The following is a 17755-nucleotide window of genomic DNA, read 5'->3' on the forward strand; positions in this document are numbered from 1 at the left end:
ACCTCTAGAATTTTATTCTAACACAGTGCGCTCGTAAATTGGAAACTTTTTTTGAAATTTTGACAATTTCCAATTTCGGAATGGGGAATAGCCTGAGTGCATTCCTAAAGAGAGCGATCGAACCGCTGTTTGACGCGGGTAGCTTTGCCCACCCGATCGCGCAGGTAGTACAGCTTGGCTCTGCGGACTTTCCCGCGTCGCATCACTTGGATCGTGGCAATGCGGGGCGAGTGAATCAAAAACACCCGTTCTACACCCACACCCTGAAATACACGGCGCACAGTAATAGTTTCATTAATTCCGCCGTTACGCATGGCAATCACAGTGCCTTCGTAGGGCTGAACCCGTTCTTTATTGCCTTCTTTAATTTTCACCCCGACTCGCACTGTGTCGCCGACGTAAATTTCGGGGAGCACTTTGCTGAGTTCTACCTTGACTCTATCTATTTCTTCCATCTCCAGGGAGCGGATTATTTCTGCGCCTTTCATAAGATTTTCCAAAACTCACAATCCCTTATCATATATCGAACTGCCTGTTTTATGTCAAAAAAACTTTATGTTAAATATTTCTGTGGGCGAAATTATACCCCTGTTGGCGATCGCAGCACTAGCTTTGTACGTCGCGGCCAATTTGGGTGCTAACGATGTCGCTAACTCCATGGGAACATCGGTAGGCTCAAAAGCGCTAACGCTCAAGCAGGCAATAATTGTGGCTGGCATACTGGAATTCACAGGTGCGGTGCTTTTCGGCAAAGGAGTTTCCGAAACTCTGGCAACGGGAGTAGTAAATGCAGAAGTCTTTGCCAAGGAGCCCCAAGTATTTTTAATCGGGATGGTGTCAGTGCTAGCAGCTTGTGGTTTATGGCTGCAAATCGCTACCCGTATGGGTTTACCAGTTTCTTCATCTCATGCGGTGGTAGGTGCGATCGCCGGTTTTAGCTGGGTAGCTGCGGGCATTGGTGCTGTTGACTGGCTAACTATCGGGACTATTTCCCTAACTTGGCTGGCGACACCATTCGCCAGTGGTGCTTTAGCCGCCATATTTTACAGTTTAGTCAAGTATTCGATTCTCGATCGACCCGACCCTCTGGATCGAATGCGCGAATGGATACCTTGGCTGAGTACAGCAATGCTGAGCATATTTGGGATTATTGTATTGCCGTCAATTGTTGATGTGGCCTTTGTGCAGACAGGAATTTTGGCCCAAATCCACCATAGATTTGGCTGGAATATTCCAGTACAGGATGTGACGATTGGCCTTGGGGCGATCGCAACTATGGCCTTGACCCAAACTAGCTGGCAAAAATTAGCATCAGCAGGAACTCCCTTTGGGGGGAATCAAGAGGGAACCCCCCCCTACCCCCCCCAAGGGGGGAATCAAGAAGGAACTCCCTTTGGGGGGAATCAAGAGGGAACCCCCCCCTACCCCCCCCAAGGGGGGAAGCAAGAGGGAACTCCCGTTGGGGGGAAGCAAGAGGGAACCCCCCCCTACCCCCCCCAAGGGGGGAATCAAGAGGGAACTCCCGTTGGGGGGAAACAAGAGGGAACTCCCGTTGGGGGGAAGCAAGAGGGAACTCCCGTTGGGGGGAAGCAAGAGGGAACTCCCGTTGGGGGGAAGCAAGAGGGAACTCCCGTTGGGGGGAAGCAAGAGGGAACCCCCCCCTACCCCCCCCAAGGGGGGAATCAAGAGGGAACTCCCGTTGGGGGGAAGCAAGAGGGAACTCCCGTTGGGGGGAAACAAGAGGGAACTCCCGTTGAGGGAAATCAAGAGGGAACTCCCGTTGGGGGGAAGCAAGAGGGAACCCCCCCCTACCCCCCCCAAGGGGGGAAGCAAGAGGGAACCCCCCCCTACCCCCCCCAAGGGGGGAATCAAGAGGGAACTCCCCAAGGGGGGAAACAAGAGGGAACTCCCCTTTCTCTCTCTCTCATCGAGCAACAAATGGCCAGATTTCAAGCGCTCAGTGCCTGCTTTGTGGCCTTTGCCCACGGTTCCAATGATGTAGGTAATGCGGTTGCGCCCTTAGCTGCGATCGCCTATATCCGTCGCACAGGTTCCTTTCCTCTGAATGATTTCAGTGTTCCCTTGTGGATTTTAGTCATCGGAGGTGTCGGAATAGTCATCGGTTTGGCCCTTTGGGGCGAAAATGTGATTGCCACAGTGGGGGAGGGCATCATCCAACTGCAACCAAGTGGGGGATTTTGTGCAGAATTAGCCACGGCTGCTACTGTCTTGTTAGCATCCCGCTTGGGGTTGCCTGTTTCCACTTCCCATGCTTTAGTGGGTGCAGTTGTAGGAGTGGGACTTGTCAATAGTTGGCAATCTGTACGTTGGCAAACTTTGCGGTCTATTGGTTCGGCTTGGTTAGTCACAATTCCGATCGCCGCTGGTTTGGGTGCCGGAATTTTCAGTATCGTTCAATGGATTGTATTCAAATAGAAAAACTAGCCCACTCAATAAAATAGTCATGGACTAGAGGGCCTTGGGATACTTTCGATGGTTTACATAGTTGCGTTGTACGGCACCTACCTAATTGCTGTCAACTGACAACGAACTAATCCTTCTGATTGCCTCGATTGGGATACTGTCGCAGTGGCAGTAGTTGCCAAGCAGCAGCATCTGCACCCCAGTTGCGAAAAATCTTTACAGAGGCAAAAATTCTAGCGAAACGCCAGTTGTAGTAACGCTTCCAGTCACCAGACCACTGGGCGGTTTCATCTGCGGTTTGCAAAGCTCTGACTTCGGCTTCGAGTGCTTCAGCATGGCGTTGTAGTATAATTTCTAATTGCACAAAGTGTTCTTCGGGCGATTCCCTCCGGGATAGCTTCGTTTGACCCAATTTTTTACTCTCCAACTTAGCAACTACTATAGTGTCAGCCGTCTTTTAGATAAAGTGACTGAAAATTGTCAACTAATTTAAAAGATAGTTCAGAATACTGAACGTACAGTTTAAATTAGAGGTTATACGTTAATAATGGTGCAAGAGAACAAATACTCAGCAGGCGATCCAGAGGATGCCAAATCGGCAGAACAAGTCCTTAACTCCGTGATTCAGGAACTGGACGCTTTGCATGAAAATGTCAAGGGTCAGTTAAATCAGGACATTACACGGCTCCAAAGTGAAAAAAATCACTTGATCCAGGATATTGAAGGCCTGAGACAGCAATATCGTAAATTGCAGTCTCAGCAAATGGAATCTTTGTCGGGCAGATATATTCATCAGCAGCAGTTGTGGCTCAAACAGTTGGCTCAAGTTTTGGCTCACAATCTCCAAGATTTGTTAGTGCAGCGGTTTAACGAACTCAGTGCTAATTCTGGACATTCTCTCAGTAGTCCTATTCCCAGTGGCGAGTTCCCCATACCGATGCCACCAAGCAACTATGATGAACGAGCTTCTGAGTTATTGGCGGCGCTAGACGATCGGATCGATCGCAGTTTTCAGATGCTGCAACAAGATTTGAGCAGCTATGAAAGTGAATTGTCGGTGCGGCTAAACAATATGCAAACCTTGGAGCGACAAGGCGAAGAGTTATTGCAGAATCTGGTTAACCGCATCAGGGCAGAACTTGAAGAAGAAGAAGCATATCTTGACAATCCTTTTGATGCAGAAGATTCCTATCCAGAGGAATTAACTAATTCTGTCCGTCCACAAATTATGCCTGCTGTACCTGCTGATAGCCACGAAGCAGTTCCACGGCCCCATCCGGTGCAGCCGACAGCAGCCGTGGCTAAAGCACCTTCTCAAATGCAGATCGGTTTGGTGTTGGCTTTGTCTTCAGCGGTGGTATTGTCGATATTTAATGTTAGTTTGAGAATTCTGATTAAAAGCAGCAATCCTAGGATGATTTTCGGCTGGTTTGAAGTGCCTGGGGTTGTGACTCCTGGTTTTGGAAATTCTCTGTTGATTTTATTGATGCGGTTGATCGTGGTGATGGCTTTGATGCCTGTGTTGGCGACATTTCTTTATCCTTCTGTCTGGAAAGATATTAGGCGGTTGTTCCAGTCTGGCGATCGAGCTTTGTGGAGTAAGGTTTTAGGAAGCGCATTTTTTCTGTTTTTGTCTCAGGTTTTGATTTATTTGGCGATCGGCAATATTCCGGCGGGAATTGCCATTACCATTTTCTTTATTTATCCGATCGTCACGGTACTCGGCTCTTGGCTCTTGTTTGGTTCACGCCCCAGCACAGTGGGATTGTTAGCGATTTGCGGTATTACCGCAGGCTTGATTTTAGCTGGGTGGTCCAGTTTTGCCTCTCCGGCTCCTGGCGGTGGTAATGTGGCAGTGGGAGTGACAGCCGCACTTGGTTCAGGGATTACTTTTGCTGGCTACGTATTGCTGATGCAAATGGTCGCTGGCAAACTGCATCCAATTCCTTTTAGTTTAGTCAATTTTGCCGCGATTTTTGTGTTTTCTGCCCTGAGTTTGTGGGTGCCACTGTCAGAAAATTTTGCTCCTAGTATCGACCAAAATGTTTGGCCTGGTTTGATTGTTGGGGGTGTAATTTTAGGTGTGCTGACGCTGTTTAGCTATTTTTTAAATAATTTTGCAATCCGATTTGCGGGGGCTGCTTTAGCATCAGTCATTGGCACTTTGGGGCCGGCGATGACTGCACTTTTCGGATTTCTGATAATTAATGAGAAGTTAAAGCCTGTGGCAATTCTCGGCATGGCTGTGGTGACATTGAGCGTCGCTGCTATGAGTGTGGAACGGATAGTGGCTCCTAAAAAGAAGGCTTCTTGAGCTTGATTAACGGCTATAGCCTTTCGATCTCTCATAGGAGGTACGATCTAGAATTGGTAATAGGTAATTGGTAATAGGTAATTAGTAATGCCCTATACTTCGACAACGCTAGAGCCAAAGTGCCCCATTACCCATTACCTCACCTAACTGAGAAAGGCTATTTATTTGATTTCTGCTTTTTTTTAGGGCCCCAGACTATGGCAGCCCCCAAGCCCGCTAAGTTGTATAAAAGCAGACCAAAAATAAACGACTTAGTTAGATATCTAACTAAGTCGTTTTGCTGTAAAGCTTGTATAACAAGATACAACGGAGAGGGAGGGATTCGAACCCTCGTTGAAGTCACCCCCAAACAGCATTTCCAGTGCTGCGCCTTCAACCACTCGGCCACCTCTCCAAAGCTGAACTTTGTTTTTTTAGCCACAGTTTTACTACCTTATCAGAAGAAATCTGATTTGGCAAGGCCTAAGGGCATAAATTTATTGTTTAATGTGGATAGGGCGTAAAACAAGTAGGGCAAATTCTGCTTCCAGATGTCGCAAACCGATTCATATCAAGAATTTGGTCTCCAAACTCAAATCTAAAATCCCACATCTAAAATCTAAAATTCCATGACTCGCTCTTACACAATTACAATTCACAACAGACAAACAGGCTCGTGCCACACAGTGCAAGTACCCGAAGACCGCTACATCCTCCAAAACGTGGAAAATCAAGGAGTAGACTTACCCTATTCTTGCCGCAACGGCGCGTGTACGGCCTGTGCTGTCCGTGTCAAGTCGGGGGAACTTTACCAGCCAGAAGCAATGGGACTTTCGGTGGAACTGCAAAAAGAGGGTTATGCTTTGCTGTGTGTCAGTTATCCTCGTTCCAACATGGAAGTAGAGACGCAAGATGAAGATGAAGTATATGAACTTCAATTTGGGCGCTACTTCGGGAAAGGTAAAGTGCGTGTGGCTTTGCCATTAGATGAAGAGTGAGCGCAATGCCTACGGAAATATGCAAAATGCCAAGTTTCATTCTTCATCTCCTAGGTTTTGGCTACGCGAGGCTCAAGTACGCAAGGACTAATGCTGCGGTTACGCTGGGCATAAGTGTCCAATGCCGAAAGTTTCTGCATCGGCTATTATCGATCGCCCTTTGTTGGTTGTTAGTTAGCTGCCAAAAACCGGAAATTCCCACAGGAACTTTAGTGAAAGTACAACGGACTGTCAGCGGACAAACTATCGAAATTGTCCGTACAGCAGACAAAATTGCCCTGTTAGAACAAGTTAGGTTGATTGGGATTGAAGCACCGGATTTAAAGCAACAGCCTTGGGGAGAAGCAGCCAAAAACCAACTGGAACAGCTTATTGGCGGGAAACAGGTGTTGTTAGAATTAGATGTTGAAGAGAAAGATAGGTTCGATCGCTTCTTAGCCTATTTGTGGGAAGATGGAGTGTTGGTCAATGAACGGCTAGTTAAAGAAGGCTATGCTTTGGCAACAGTGCGCTCGCCTAACAAGAAGTACCAGCAGCGACTTGTCAATGCTCAAGAATGGGCGAGACTAATGGGTAAAGGGATTTGGAATCCTAAACAGCCGCTGCGTCAAACTCCCGGAGAATTTCGCCAGCAAAATAACAAATAACAAATAATCAATAACAAATAACAAATAACAAATGACTAACAAAATTCAAGACTTATTAGAAATAGCCACCGAAGCGGCCCTCGCTGCTGGTTCCGTTCTGCAATCTTTCTGCGGAAAATTAGAAGAAATTCAAGAAAAAGGTCGATCGGGAGATTTAGTTACAGAAGCCGACAAAGCCTCCGAAGCCGTCATTTTAGAAATTCTGGGTCGTCATGTACCCGACCACGGGATACTTGCTGAAGAATCAGGTAAATTAGGGGATGCCAGTAGCAAATACCTGTGGGCGATCGACCCTTTGGACGGTACAACTAATTATGCCCACCAATATCCATTTGCCTGTGTGTCGATCGGACTTTTAATTGAAGGAGTACCACAAATTGGCGTAATTTTCGATCCGTTTCATAACGAATTGTTTCGGGCTGCCAAAGGATTGGGTGCTACCCGCAATCGACGGGCGATCTCCGTTTCCCAAACCTCTATATTGACCAAAAGTTTGTTAGTTACTGGCTTTGCTTACGATCGACGGGAAACAGCCGATAATAACTATGCCGAATTCTGTCACCTCACCCACCTCACCCAAGGAGTGCGACGCAGTGGATCGGCAGCTCTAGACCTAGCTCACGTCGCCTGCGGCCGTTTAGATGGATACTGGGAACGGGGACTGTCCCCTTGGGATGTAGCCGCCGGCGTAGTCATTGTCTCGGAAGCTGGAGGTAAAGTTACAGCCTATGACGAGAGTCCCTTTGAGATTAACTCTGGTCGAGTTTTGGCGACAAACGGCAAGATTCACGCTGAACTTAGCGACGCATTGCTCAAAACACCCCCTTTATCGTCTTGGGGGTAGGGCGTGTTTTCTTGCCTGATCCATCAGATCCTGATCCCCCTCGCATCCCCCTTAAGAAGGGGGACGAAAGAGCTTCTTTCTCCCCCCTTTTTAAGGGGGGTTAGGGGGGATCTCCGGGGAGAGAAAACACGCCCTAGCCGCCCGGAGCCGAGGGCTAAGCATTAGTACGGGGGTCATAACCCCTTAACAGAAGCTACATTAAAGAATAAAGCATCGTCACAAGCCTGGAAAAGGAGAGTAACATTTATGTCTTTTGAAATGACAAAAGGGCTGTTTAAGTTTGACTTTACAGATCAGCACGCAATTTTGGGAGTTCCCTTAGATGCTGAGTTTAACGACATCCGCAAGCGTTACATGAAAATAGTCCGCCGCTTGCACTCGGATACTTGCCCTTTTGAAAGTCAAGCTGATAAAGATTGGGCTAATCAGTTTTTGTCAAAAGTGGTCAATCCCGCTTACAACAAATTCTCCAAGGAAAGCGATCGCAAAGAATATAATTTGCTAGTAACGGCTATCAGCAAGCGGGCCACGAAAGAAAAAGAGAAACAGCAAATCGAAAGCGCAGAAGCCAAACAGTTAGCCAGGGCGGGAAATTGGGAAGAAACTTACAAAACCGCAATGAGCAAACTGGCGGAGAAGCAATACGAATCCGCTGAGCAAGCCCAAGAGGTCATCAATCAAATGAGCGAACTCAATCTGGTTTACCTGCTGCGAAAAGAAAACGTCATGATTCCAACCGGGGTGGTAACTCCGAAACCGGAAAAGCCACCAAAAATAGAATCAAAAGTAGTACATCCAACTCCGGTTGTTCCTCCAACGACTACCAACAAAGATTCCCTGGTGGAACAAAATTGTCGCCGTGCTCAAGGATTCATGGATAGCAAAAATTACGCCAAAGCAATTTTGGAGTTGAGGGAAGCTCAAAAGCGCGAACCGAAAAATAGCAAGTGTCACGCTATGTTGGCAATGTGTTATTTGATGCAAGGTCAAGGAACAATGGCTAAGCTGGAGGTGCAAAAAGCTTTGGTATCTAATCCAGAAGAGCCGATGGCTTTGGAAGTGAAGAAAAAGCTGGAACAGCCAGCTTCCGGGGCGAAAGCTAAAAAGGGTGAGGATAAGCAAGGTGGCTTTTTTGCGAGTTTTTCCAATTTGTTTGGTGGGGGGAAGAAGAAATGATGAGACGGAGGCAAAAAAATTAGACTTGGTGATAGTTGAATTGGTTAAAGTCGAATGCTAAACTGGTCAGGTTCGACTTTAACATCGTCCCCTCAAGCTAAGTTTGTAGCTGCATCGAAAATCCCCAATCTAAAATCCCAAATTGATATGGTTCACCAACCCCCATCGGGCGCAAGAGATTTATTGCCCCTTGACGTAGCTCAAAAAATTTCGATCGAACGCCGTTTGCAGCAAGTTTTTCATCGCTGGGGCTATCACCGGATTATTACTTCGACTCTAGAAAGGCTGGAGACATTGATGGCTGGAGGGGCGATCGACCGATCGACCTTAATTCAATTGCAAGATGCCGTCGATGGAGAACTAGGCTTGCGTCCAGAATTGACTGCTTCCATCGCCCGCGCTGCTGTGATGCGGATGGCCGGGACTCTCTGGCAGCCTCAGCGTCTATATTACAACGCGAATGTGTTCCGCAAAGGCCCCGATACAGGCTCTGGGGGGCAGCAGGAGTTCTATCAAGCAGGGGTAGAGTTGCTAGGCTCCGGGGGGACGATGGCTGATGCGGAAGTGCTACTACTGCTGTCTGAGTGCTTGCAGGGTTTAGAAATTGATGACTGGCATTTGGTGCTGGGAGAAGCGGGTTTAACTGCTAGTTTGTTGGAACCGTTTCCGCCAAATGTGCGCTCCCAAGTTCGGGGGGCGATCGCCAATCTCGATCGAGTAGGCTTGGAAAATTTACCGCTGTCTAAGGAATTGCGAGAAAGAGCTCTACTATTATTTGACTTGCGGGGCCGCCCAGAAGATGTGTTTCCTGTTGTGGCAAAGCTCGATTTAGATGAGCCACAACAAGCAGCCTTAAATAATCTGAAATCGGCGATCGAATTGCTGTACAAATGTCAATCCCAAATCCCGAATCTGAAATCCCATATCCACCTAGACTTGAGTTTGATTCAAACCTTTGACTACTACACGGGAATTGTGTTTGAAGTTGTCAGTAGTCCCAAGACGGGACAGCGAGTGTTGGGACAAGGGGGACGGTACGATCGCCTCTTGGGATTGTTCGATCCTAAGAGGCAAAATCACGCTGGAATTGGGTTTTGTTTGAATATTGAAGATTTGCACCAAATTTTGTTAAATGAGGGTCAATTGGCGAAGGAGACCCCAGCCAGCGACTTTTTGGTTGTGCCTCAAACCTCTGATGCGGAGGCTGCGGCTTTTGTTTATGCTCGAAAACTCCGAGAGTCTAGCGATGTAGTTCGGGTAGAAATGGATTTGGAGAGTCGGGAGACTGTGGATGGGGTGCGGGAATATGCGCGCGATCGACGCATTGCTCAAATTGCTTGGGTGAATGCGGAAGGATTCCCGACAATTGAAATGGTAAATTAATAGTTGGGAAAAAAAAGCGAGAACCCGACTTTTTAGAGAAGTCGGGACTGTAAATATTCTACAAAAAACGGTTCTTCCGTACTTTGTGTGCTAAAATATTAAAATATTTGCCACTTTCGTCAGGAGTTAATGATTCAATTCCGCACGTAGTAAGGAATTGAATCATTAACTCCCCTACTTCTTCAGGCTGGATAATTAACTATGAATAAATTAATGACTTAGACTCTCAACTTAATTCACGACTTGAGGTAAATGCCACAAAAGTAAAGCACGCAATTGAAAATTATCAAAATTTCTAAATCCAAAGCCACTGCGTTTCAATAATTTTAATTTATTGTTGATTCCTTCGACCACCCCATTAGTTGTTCTTGATTCAAAGTAACCAACTATCTCGCCGAACCATCTCCGAATTGTTTTCACGCTTTTTCTGTAAGACAACATTACTTCTCGCTCGCCCCACGGTAAATCTTTAACTAAATGTCTTTTATTCTGATGAAGTCGATGGCTTCGCTGACCGCAACGGGGGCAAATTGCTGTTTTGGAAGCTGATTTAACAAACAAAATTAAGGTATTTTCTATTTCTTGAATCTCTTCGACTATCGTTCCAGGTAAATTCAGAATCTCGGTCATTAATTTATTCATAACAATCCTGATTTTTTTGACCTCATGAACCCCCCCTGGGGCTGTAATGAGCCAATCCCTTACTACGTGCACCGATTGGCTCATTACAGCCCAAACTTGGGTGAGAAACATCTTAATATTTTAGCACACTAAGTACGGAAGAGCCATTTTTTCTGACGGATTATCTTCGCTAACTCCTCTATTGTTGATGCTGAAAATAATGAACGTAAGGGCAATTTTATGGCAAAATGTTTCTCAATCTCTACGCTGAGAATTATCATCAGTAAAGAGTTTCCTCCCAAATCAAAAAAATCATCTTCAACTGAAATCGGTTGAGTTTGGAGAATATTTTCCCAAATCTCTATTAGTTTTGTTTCCAGTGCATCGATCGCCAAGACTGTTTTTGGGGTTGTCCTTTGCTCAAGTAATGGCGTAATTGTACCGTTTTTATTGATGTTGGCTACAGATGATTCATGGGGTATTTGTAAACATCGTGCTTGTATCTCTGGACTGAGTAGTTCTGCATATTGAGCGATCGCCAATTGGGGATTATCCACCATCTTCTTCAGTAGCTTCTCAAATTCTTGCAGGTAGCTAGAGATGGTTTGAGCTTCAAATAAATCTGTATTATAGTAACACCGTAACACTAATTTATTCTCGGTTTCTAAACCATCAATAAAGAGCTCGAAGTTTTCGTAATATCGTGGTCCGATCGAACTTTCAACCGTTAATCCGTCTAAGTGAAGTTGTTGCGGTTTCGTCACTCGATCGACATTAAATCTAATCGAAATTAAAGGAATTCGGTTGGGTTGTCGGCTCAACTTTAACTTTTTCAGCAAACTGCCAAATGTAAGCTGATGATGTTCAATATCTGACATTAAAATGTCAGAGCGCCCGCGCAAATAATCTAAAAAAGTGATTCCTGGGTTAATCTGAGTGCGTGAAGGCAGCAAATTCACACAATGTCCGATTAATTGCAGTTTATCGCTGACTGATTGTCCCGCGATCGCGATACCGAGAACAAAATCTGACTGTTGAGTAAGGGAATAGAGAAAAACTTCAAAAGCTGCCGTTAACGTAATCATAAATGTAGCCCCCTGACTCATCCCGATTTTTTTCAGGGGGACGATAGTTGTGGCAGGAATCTCCCAATTTTCGCGATCGGCCTTAAAACTTCGCTCTTGGGGATAGGCGCGATCGGTGGGCAAATTTAAGGGAGGAACGGGGGGATTAAGTCGGTTTAACCAATAGTTTTCAGCCAATAAATAGGCTTCTGTTCTCATCTGTTGTTGCGACAAAATAGCATATTCACTAAAGGGAACAACATCAGGAATTTTGGGGATTTCACCTCGTTTTTTGGCATTGTAAAGGGTTGATAACTCAGCATAAAAAACGCCTAAAGACCAACCATCAAAAATAATATGATGGGCGGTAAACAGGAGCCGATGTTCTTGGGGACTGAGCCTAATTAATTTAACCCGAAATACTGGTCCCCAAATCAAATCGAAGGGTTCATTGACGGCATCTGCTTGAATCCTTTGCCAAGCTAGTTTTTGCTCATCAATAGACACTTCTTCTAGTGAAATCAAAGGGATATCAAACTTGATACTAGGAGCAATACATAACTGACAACCATCGGGACTAAAGGTACTTCTTAGAGATTCATGTCGTTGGACGATCGCAGAAATAGCAAAGTGCAACGCCTCTATATTGAGAGAACCCGATAAATTTAGCACCACTGAGAGATTGAAGGCACAATTAGCATCGTCTCCCATCTGTACAGAGAGCCAAATTTCCTGTTGTGATTCTGTGGTGGGGACTGTTGACTGTAATTCCCCCTTGGTAAAGGGGTCAAAATCTACGGGGATGAAAAGGGGTTTTGACATATACTAAATGCTACTCAATTGTTTATATTATGTCCGCGAAAACATTTACGATATCTGTAGGTTGGGTTGAGGAACGAAACCCAACACTTGTGCAATTTTGGGTTTCGCTCTCGCTCAACCCAACCTACTGATACCAATTTTTTATGAGGCTGCATAGAATTCGATCCCCCCTAACCGAGGGCGGGCACGGGGGCACCGCCCCTACATTCGGGGGGGACAAGATTCCGATCAAAGTCCCCCTTATTAAGGGGGATTTAGGGGGATCGAGATATATGCAGCTTCACATTAAATTGGTATGACTACAAACTTTTGATCAGTTGATAACCACCTGTTTCTTGATCTTGAAAATACCAACCCGGATTTCCTTGGGGATCTCGTCCTAATTTAGCTCCTGGGAAAGGGGGCTGTTTTTCGGTATTTTCGCTTAAGTTGGTATCGGTAGCCGTCACTATCTGTCCCCAAAAACCTGCTTTTTGCAGTGATTTAACACTGTCACAAAAAGCATCAATTACCCCTTGAATTTCCCCATCAGAGTGAGCAAGGGTGAGGAAAATGGGTCGGTTTTCTTGGATATAGATTCCTCGCTCTCGCAATAAATAGAAAAGTAGTTCCGAATAACTGATGTCTTGGGTAAATTTCAGCACGATCAGAGAGCCAAAATTCACCATTTTCAGTGGCGCTTGGATTGAGTCAAAATAATTGTTTAGGGTTGTCACCATCTGATGCGTTTTCTGATTTAAAAGGGTATGTAACTCGTCACCCTTTTGTTGAAAATAAGACAATATTGCTTTCGCGGCTGCCATTGCTAAGGGATGACGGACAAAAGTTCCGGCTAAAAAGGTGACTCCGACTTCGGGAACTGATTCGTCTCCGTATTGCCAAAATCCGCCATCTAAAGCATCCATAAAACGCGATTTTCCGGCAATTACACCGATGGGCATTCCTCCCCCCACAATTTTGCCGTAAGTCGCGATATCGGCTTCAACGCCAAAGGCTGCTTGCGCTCCCGATGGGTGTATTCTGAAACCTGTAATCATTTCATCAAAAATGAGAACTGTTCCTGATTTGTCGCAGAATTGACGAAGCTGACGGAGAAATTCTTGGGGTTGAATATCAGGATAGCGACTTTGCACGGGTTCAATTAAAATTGCAGCTAAATCATCCGCCAATTCTGCCAGAATTTTCAAGGATTCAGGGTTATTGTAATCAACTACTACCATATTTTGCAGGGCTTCTGGCATAATACCACAAGCGGCGGGAATGGCTCGGTAATCTTTAGTAGGACGAACGATTACCTCATCACAAATGCCGTGATAACCTCCTGAAAAAATGGCGATTTTGCTGCGATTTGTCACTGTACGAGCAATTCGCATCGCTCCTAATACGGCTTCTGAACCCGTATTACAAAATGTGGCGCGATCGAAGTGAGTCATCTGACAAATTAATTGTGCGACTTCTCCGGCTAAAAGAGTCATCGGTCCAATTTCTATTCCCTTTTCTAATTGTGTCGCGATCGCGTCTTTAATCAAAGGAGATGAGTGGCCTAAAAAGTTAGAGCCAAAACCGTTAACTAAATCTATGTATTCATTCCCATCTATATCCCATAGTTTTGCGCCTGCTGAACGGGTGGTGATAATGGGATAAACCATTTCTTTGAGAGTGGGATTAAACCCGGAAACCGTGCGAGGATCGGCAAAATAAGAGCGATTCGCTTGAGTGTATGCTTTGGATTGAGTTGTTTTTGTGGTATATCGTTTGATTAATTCCTGAAGAAAATTTTGCTGACTAGGAGTTAAGGCTTGTTTGGGTTTTTTTTGAATCCGGGCTCCCACAGTCAAAGGTTTGTAATTAGGTGATGTTTCTGGCTGGGAATTGCGAGTAATATCAACTCCATTAGTAAGGGAATTATTTCCTGTTGGCGGATTCTGCACTTCTGGACGAACACCACTTTCCCATTGGCGCAGTACCGCTAACTGCTCGGACATCACTTGCAATTGCTGAGTGATAATAGATTGAATATCGGATTGATTACTAGGGGAAGTATGCGGTGTTTGGATAGTGACGGGATGAGAGGGAATTGGGGTTGTTTGAATTGGGGTTGTTTGAATTGGGTTAGTTTGAATTGGTTTAACTAACTCTGGGGGTAAGTTGGCACTCAAATAATCAGACAACAACTTCAGGGTAGAAAATTCTTGAATGAGTTGGCGGAAAGTCAATTTGATCTTAAATCGTTTTTCTAACCCTTGGCTAATTTGCGCTAAGATTAATGAATCAAAACCCATTTCTAAAAAGGTTGCTGATTCATCCAATGCTGCAGGATTGAGTCCCGATATTTCGGCAAAGATTTCTTTGATATCGGTCATCCAATTAGGAGTAAGCGAAGTCACTAAGTTTGAGGTTTGAGGAGTCATTTCAGGTCTACTATTAGAGGAACAATCTGAATCTATAACAAGAGGGGAAGATTGCGTCGTTTGAGTAGTTTTATTTGGTTCTACCCAATAGCGCTGACGTTGAAAGGGATAGGTAGGTAAAGGAATACGCGGGTACGATTGATCCTGATAAACACAATCCCAATTCACCGCGACACCATTAACCCAAAGCTGTCCCAAGGTTTTCAAAACAAACCGAATATCTGACTCAGTTTCTTGCGGATGGCGCACAGAATTTAAGACAATTTGGGTGGCTTGGAAAAGGGGATGGCGCTTGACGAAGGTGCTTAAAGTTCTTCCGGGGCCAACTTCTAGGAAGATTTGGTCTGGATTGTCCAGAAAACACTTAATTCCGCCAGCAAAATTGACCAAGGATCTGACGTGCTTACTCCAATATTTTGCATCGGTAGCTTGGGTTGGAGTCATCCAATTTCCCGTAACATTAGAAACCAAAGGAATTTGAGGGGAAGACAACTTTACTTTTGCCACACGACGGCTAAAAGCATCTAAAATTGGCTCCATCATTGGCGAATGAAAAGCATGGGAAGTCTTCAAAGGTCGTGTTTCAATTCCTTGAGCTTTTAGTTGATTTTCTAAAGCAGAAATCGCGTCTATTGTCCCAGAAACAACGCAACGAGAGGGTTCGTTAATCGCCGCGATCGCGACGGATTCATTTAAAAAGGGTTGTACTTTTTCGGGAGCAAGAGGAATAGATAACATCGCTCCGGGTGGAAGTTCTTGAATCATCTTTCCTCGTGCTGCTATCAAGGAAAGTGCATCTTGGAGGGAGAAAACTCCTGCTAAACAAGCCGCGACATATTCTCCCACACTATGACCAATAAATCCGGCGGCTTGAATCCCCCAAGATTGCCACAATTGAGCTAGAGCATATTCTATGGTAAATAACGCGGGTTGCGCGATCGCGGTTTGTTGCAGTTGTTGTTCGGCTTTTTCTTGCGCTTCAGTTTCCGGGTAAATCAGGGAACGCAAATCCAATTTTAAGTCACTAAACAATAATTCAGCACATCGATCAACCGTTTCGCGAAATACCGTTTCCTGTTCATATAAACCCCGTGCCATATTGACATATTGAGAACCCTGTCCCGAAAACATAAAAATCACGGATGGGGGACTCTTTTTCGCCTTTCCAGTTACTAAAGTAGAAGCCTTGGATAAGAGGTGATTCGTTGTTTCTTCAAGACTAGCCGCCACTACTATTCGCCGATGTTCAAAAGCTTTACGTCCCACCCTCAAGGTATAAGCAACATCCCCTAAATTTAAGTCGGGATGCTGTTGCAGATGGTGTCCCAAATTCTCAGTAGCCTGTTCAAGAGCGGCTGGGGTTTTAGCCGATAAAATGAGTAATTGTTCGGGATATTTTTCCTCCCGATTTTGGTTATTAATTGTGGGAGCTTCTTCCAGAATAATATGTGCATTCGTCCCCCCAATCCCAAAAGAACTCACTCCCGCTCTTCGAGGTGCTTCTTGACTCTCCCAATCAGCTAATTGGGTATTAACATAAAAGGGACTATTGGCAAAATCAATATTGGGATTGGGATGCTCAAAATGCAAACTGGGGGGAATTTGCTGATGCTTAATTGCTAAAGCCGTTTTGATTAAACCCGCCACACCCGCCGCACTATTTAAGTGTCCCACATTAGTTTTTAGGGAACCGATCGCGCAAAATTGAGTTTGCTCTGTACTATCACGAAAAGCTTGAGTTAATGCGGCAATTTCGATGGGATCTCCAAGTTGCGTTCCCGTACCATGTGCTTCAATATAAGTAATGGTTTCTGGTGCTACATCCGCGACAGATTGAGCCGACAGAATCACATTCACTTGACCTTCAACACTCGGTGCTGTATAACCGACTTTCACCGCACCATCGTTATTAATAGCAGACCCTTTAATGAGAGCATAAATGTAATCCCCATCCGCGATCGCTTCTGTCGCTCGTTTCAGGGCGACAATTGCCACTCCACCACTCCCAACAGTTCCTTTTGCTTGAGCATCAAAAGCGCGACAATGACCATCAGGAGATTGAATCATTCCCTCTTGATATAAATAGCCAATTTCAGGATTTACCTTGAGGGTGACACCTCCAGCTAACGCGATGTCGCATTCTCCACTTAGTAACCCTTGACAAGCCAAATGAACAGCTACTAAAGAACTCGAACAAGCGGTTTGAACATTAATCGCCGGCCCTTTTAAATTCAATCTATAAGCGGTTCTAGTGGCAAGAAATTCGCTATCATTAGCTAAGTACAGTTGAAAATCATCAAAAAACTTTAATAACTCACTATTGCCATAAATATTCTGCAAATAGTATCGACTGATTCCCGTACTTGCATAAACCCCAATCAATCCATCATAACTTTGAGAATCGTAACCCGCGATTTCTAAAGCCGATCGCGCACATTCTAAAAATAAACGATGTTGGGGGTCAGAAATTTCGGCTTCCCTGGGATGAATCCCAAAGAATTCAGCATCAAACTTATCTATATCATCCACCACCGCCTTAGCTTTGACATAGTTAGGATTATAGGCTAATTCCGGCTTCACTCCAGAAGCTAAAACCTCTTCTGTCGAGAAAAACTGAATCGCTTCCACCCCATTTTTTAAATTCTGCCAAAATTCATCAATATTTTTGGCTCCTGGCACATTAACGGACATCCCAATAATGGCAATATCCGCATCCCTTACCTCACTATTAAAATTATTCAAAGTCATCTTTTATTCCTCTCCTTAAATATGGATCTCAAGCGGACGAAATCTACGCGATCGCTCACTTTTTTCAGTCCACTGGACTTAAGCTATGAGCCAGGGAATTATAGCAACTGCCAAGGCTATTAGGACAGCTCTTGTAGGGGCGGGTTCACCCGAATTTATCCCACGAACAAATAACCTCCAAAAACCCGCCCCACCCCACTAATAATGTCCATCAACAGACCCCAACCACCAATTACATAGAATTAATTGGGAATTGGTGGGTGGGGATGGGGCGGGTTTTCTGGCCTGTCTGTTTGGTGCCACAGATATCGGTGAACCCGCCCC

General features: G+C 45.2%; 12 protein-coding genes and 1 tRNA gene. 7 read left to right on the top strand and 6 right to left on the bottom strand.

The genetic code is table 11. The annotated features are described in order from the left end of the window. Positions 1–104 precede the first annotated feature (104 nt). Positions 105–488 (bottom strand): 50S ribosomal protein L19, encoded by a 384-nt coding sequence (gene rplS, locus P2A85_RS13620; RefSeq protein ID WP_340526073.1) that lies wholly within the window; start codon positions 486–488, stop codon positions 105–107. 67 nt (positions 489–555) lie between these two features. On the opposite strand from rplS, the gene P2A85_RS13625 reads away from it, so the two are divergent. Beyond that, positions 556–2436: an inorganic phosphate transporter gene (locus P2A85_RS13625; protein WP_377480911.1), complete on the top strand. Its 1881-nt coding sequence runs from the start codon at positions 556–558 to the stop codon at positions 2434–2436. A 115-nt stretch (positions 2437–2551) separates the two neighbouring features. Here the strand turns inward: P2A85_RS13625 and P2A85_RS13630 are convergent, their stop codons facing one another. Next, complete coding sequence (locus tag P2A85_RS13630) at positions 2552–2788, bottom strand: hypothetical protein (RefSeq protein ID WP_377480914.1); 237 nt, start codon at positions 2786–2788, stop codon at positions 2552–2554. 183 nt (positions 2789–2971) lie between these two features. Between P2A85_RS13630 and P2A85_RS13635 the strand changes: the two genes are divergently transcribed. Next, positions 2972–4738: an EamA family transporter gene (locus tag P2A85_RS13635; RefSeq protein ID WP_377480917.1), complete on the top strand. Its 1767-nt coding sequence runs from the start codon at positions 2972–2974 to the stop codon at positions 4736–4738. Between the two features lie 307 nt (positions 4739–5045). Here P2A85_RS13635 and P2A85_RS13640 read toward each other — a convergent pair. Beyond that, positions 5046–5132, bottom strand: a tRNA-Ser gene (locus P2A85_RS13640). Positions 5133–5346: 214 nt separating this feature from the next. Between P2A85_RS13640 and P2A85_RS13645 the strand changes: the two genes are divergently transcribed. The 5 genes from P2A85_RS13645 (at position 5347) to P2A85_RS13665 (ending at position 9765) form a co-directional block, all read left to right on the top strand. Then, entirely contained in the window at positions 5347–5715 is a 369-nt protein-coding gene (locus P2A85_RS13645; protein WP_340524904.1) for a 2Fe-2S iron-sulfur cluster-binding protein, read from the top strand. A gap of 26 nt (positions 5716–5741) precedes the next feature. Then, positions 5742–6362: a thermonuclease family protein gene (locus P2A85_RS13650; protein WP_377480920.1), complete on the top strand. Its 621-nt coding sequence runs from the start codon at positions 5742–5744 to the stop codon at positions 6360–6362. A gap of 31 nt (positions 6363–6393) precedes the next feature. After that, entirely contained in the window at positions 6394–7206 is an 813-nt protein-coding gene (locus tag P2A85_RS13655) for an inositol monophosphatase family protein (RefSeq protein WP_377480923.1), read from the top strand. Between the two features lie 246 nt (positions 7207–7452). Beyond that, positions 7453–8382 carry a tetratricopeptide repeat protein gene (locus tag P2A85_RS13660; RefSeq protein WP_377480926.1) on the top strand — a complete coding sequence of 310 codons (930 nt, stop codon included), beginning with the start codon at positions 7453–7455 and terminating at the stop codon, positions 8380–8382. Between the two features lie 147 nt (positions 8383–8529). After that, on the top strand, positions 8530–9765 hold the full coding sequence (locus P2A85_RS13665) for an ATP phosphoribosyltransferase regulatory subunit (protein ID WP_377481491.1): 1236 nt from the start codon (positions 8530–8532) through the stop codon (positions 9763–9765). 231 nt (positions 9766–9996) lie between these two features. Here the strand turns inward: P2A85_RS13665 and P2A85_RS13670 are convergent, their stop codons facing one another. The 3 genes from P2A85_RS13670 to P2A85_RS13680 all read right to left on the bottom strand — a co-directional run bounded on the left by P2A85_RS13670 (position 9997) and on the right by P2A85_RS13680 (position 17431). Continuing rightward, positions 9997–10518 carry a transposase gene (locus P2A85_RS13670; RefSeq protein ID WP_377480929.1) on the bottom strand — a complete coding sequence of 174 codons (522 nt, stop codon included), beginning with the start codon at positions 10516–10518 and terminating at the stop codon, positions 9997–9999. 17 nt (positions 10519–10535) lie between these two features. Next, entirely contained in the window at positions 10536–12272 is a 1737-nt protein-coding gene (locus P2A85_RS13675) for a condensation domain-containing protein (RefSeq protein ID WP_377480932.1), read from the bottom strand. Positions 12273–12571: 299 nt separating this feature from the next. Continuing rightward, entirely contained in the window at positions 12572–17431 is a 4860-nt protein-coding gene (locus P2A85_RS13680; RefSeq protein ID WP_377480934.1) for an aminotransferase class III-fold pyridoxal phosphate-dependent enzyme, read from the bottom strand. Positions 17432–17755: the final 324 nt, after the last annotated feature.

The organism is Microcoleus anatoxicus (assembly GCF_042465725.1).
GTDB classification, from domain to species: domain Bacteria; phylum Cyanobacteriota; class Cyanobacteriia; order Cyanobacteriales; family Microcoleaceae; genus Microcoleus; species Microcoleus anatoxicus.

Excerpts from the sequence above, each read along its gene's own strand:
- rplS (WP_340526073.1), bottom strand. The coding sequence starts at position 488 with ATGAAAGGCGCAGAAATAATCCGCTCCCTGGAGATGGAAGAAATAGAT.
- P2A85_RS13675 (WP_377480932.1), bottom strand. The coding sequence starts at position 12,272 with ATGTCAAAACCCCTTTTCATCCCCGTAGATTTTGACCCCTTTACCAAG.
- P2A85_RS13635 (WP_377480917.1), top strand. The coding sequence starts at position 2,972 with ATGGTGCAAGAGAACAAATACTCAGCAGGCGATCCAGAGGATGCCAAA.
- P2A85_RS13680 (WP_377480934.1), bottom strand. The coding sequence starts at position 17,431 with ATGACTTTGAATAATTTTAATAGTGAGGTAAGGGATGCGGATATTGCC.
- P2A85_RS13665 (WP_377481491.1), top strand. The coding sequence starts at position 8,530 with ATGGTTCACCAACCCCCATCGGGCGCAAGAGATTTATTGCCCCTTGAC.
- P2A85_RS13660 (WP_377480926.1), top strand. The coding sequence starts at position 7,453 with ATGTCTTTTGAAATGACAAAAGGGCTGTTTAAGTTTGACTTTACAGAT.
- P2A85_RS13625 (WP_377480911.1), top strand. The coding sequence starts at position 556 with ATGTTAAATATTTCTGTGGGCGAAATTATACCCCTGTTGGCGATCGCA.
- P2A85_RS13650 (WP_377480920.1), top strand. The coding sequence starts at position 5,742 with ATGCCAAGTTTCATTCTTCATCTCCTAGGTTTTGGCTACGCGAGGCTC.
- P2A85_RS13655 (WP_377480923.1), top strand. The coding sequence starts at position 6,394 with ATGACTAACAAAATTCAAGACTTATTAGAAATAGCCACCGAAGCGGCC.
- P2A85_RS13670 (WP_377480929.1), bottom strand. The coding sequence starts at position 10,518 with ATGTTTCTCACCCAAGTTTGGGCTGTAATGAGCCAATCGGTGCACGTA.
- P2A85_RS13645 (WP_340524904.1), top strand. The coding sequence starts at position 5,347 with ATGACTCGCTCTTACACAATTACAATTCACAACAGACAAACAGGCTCG.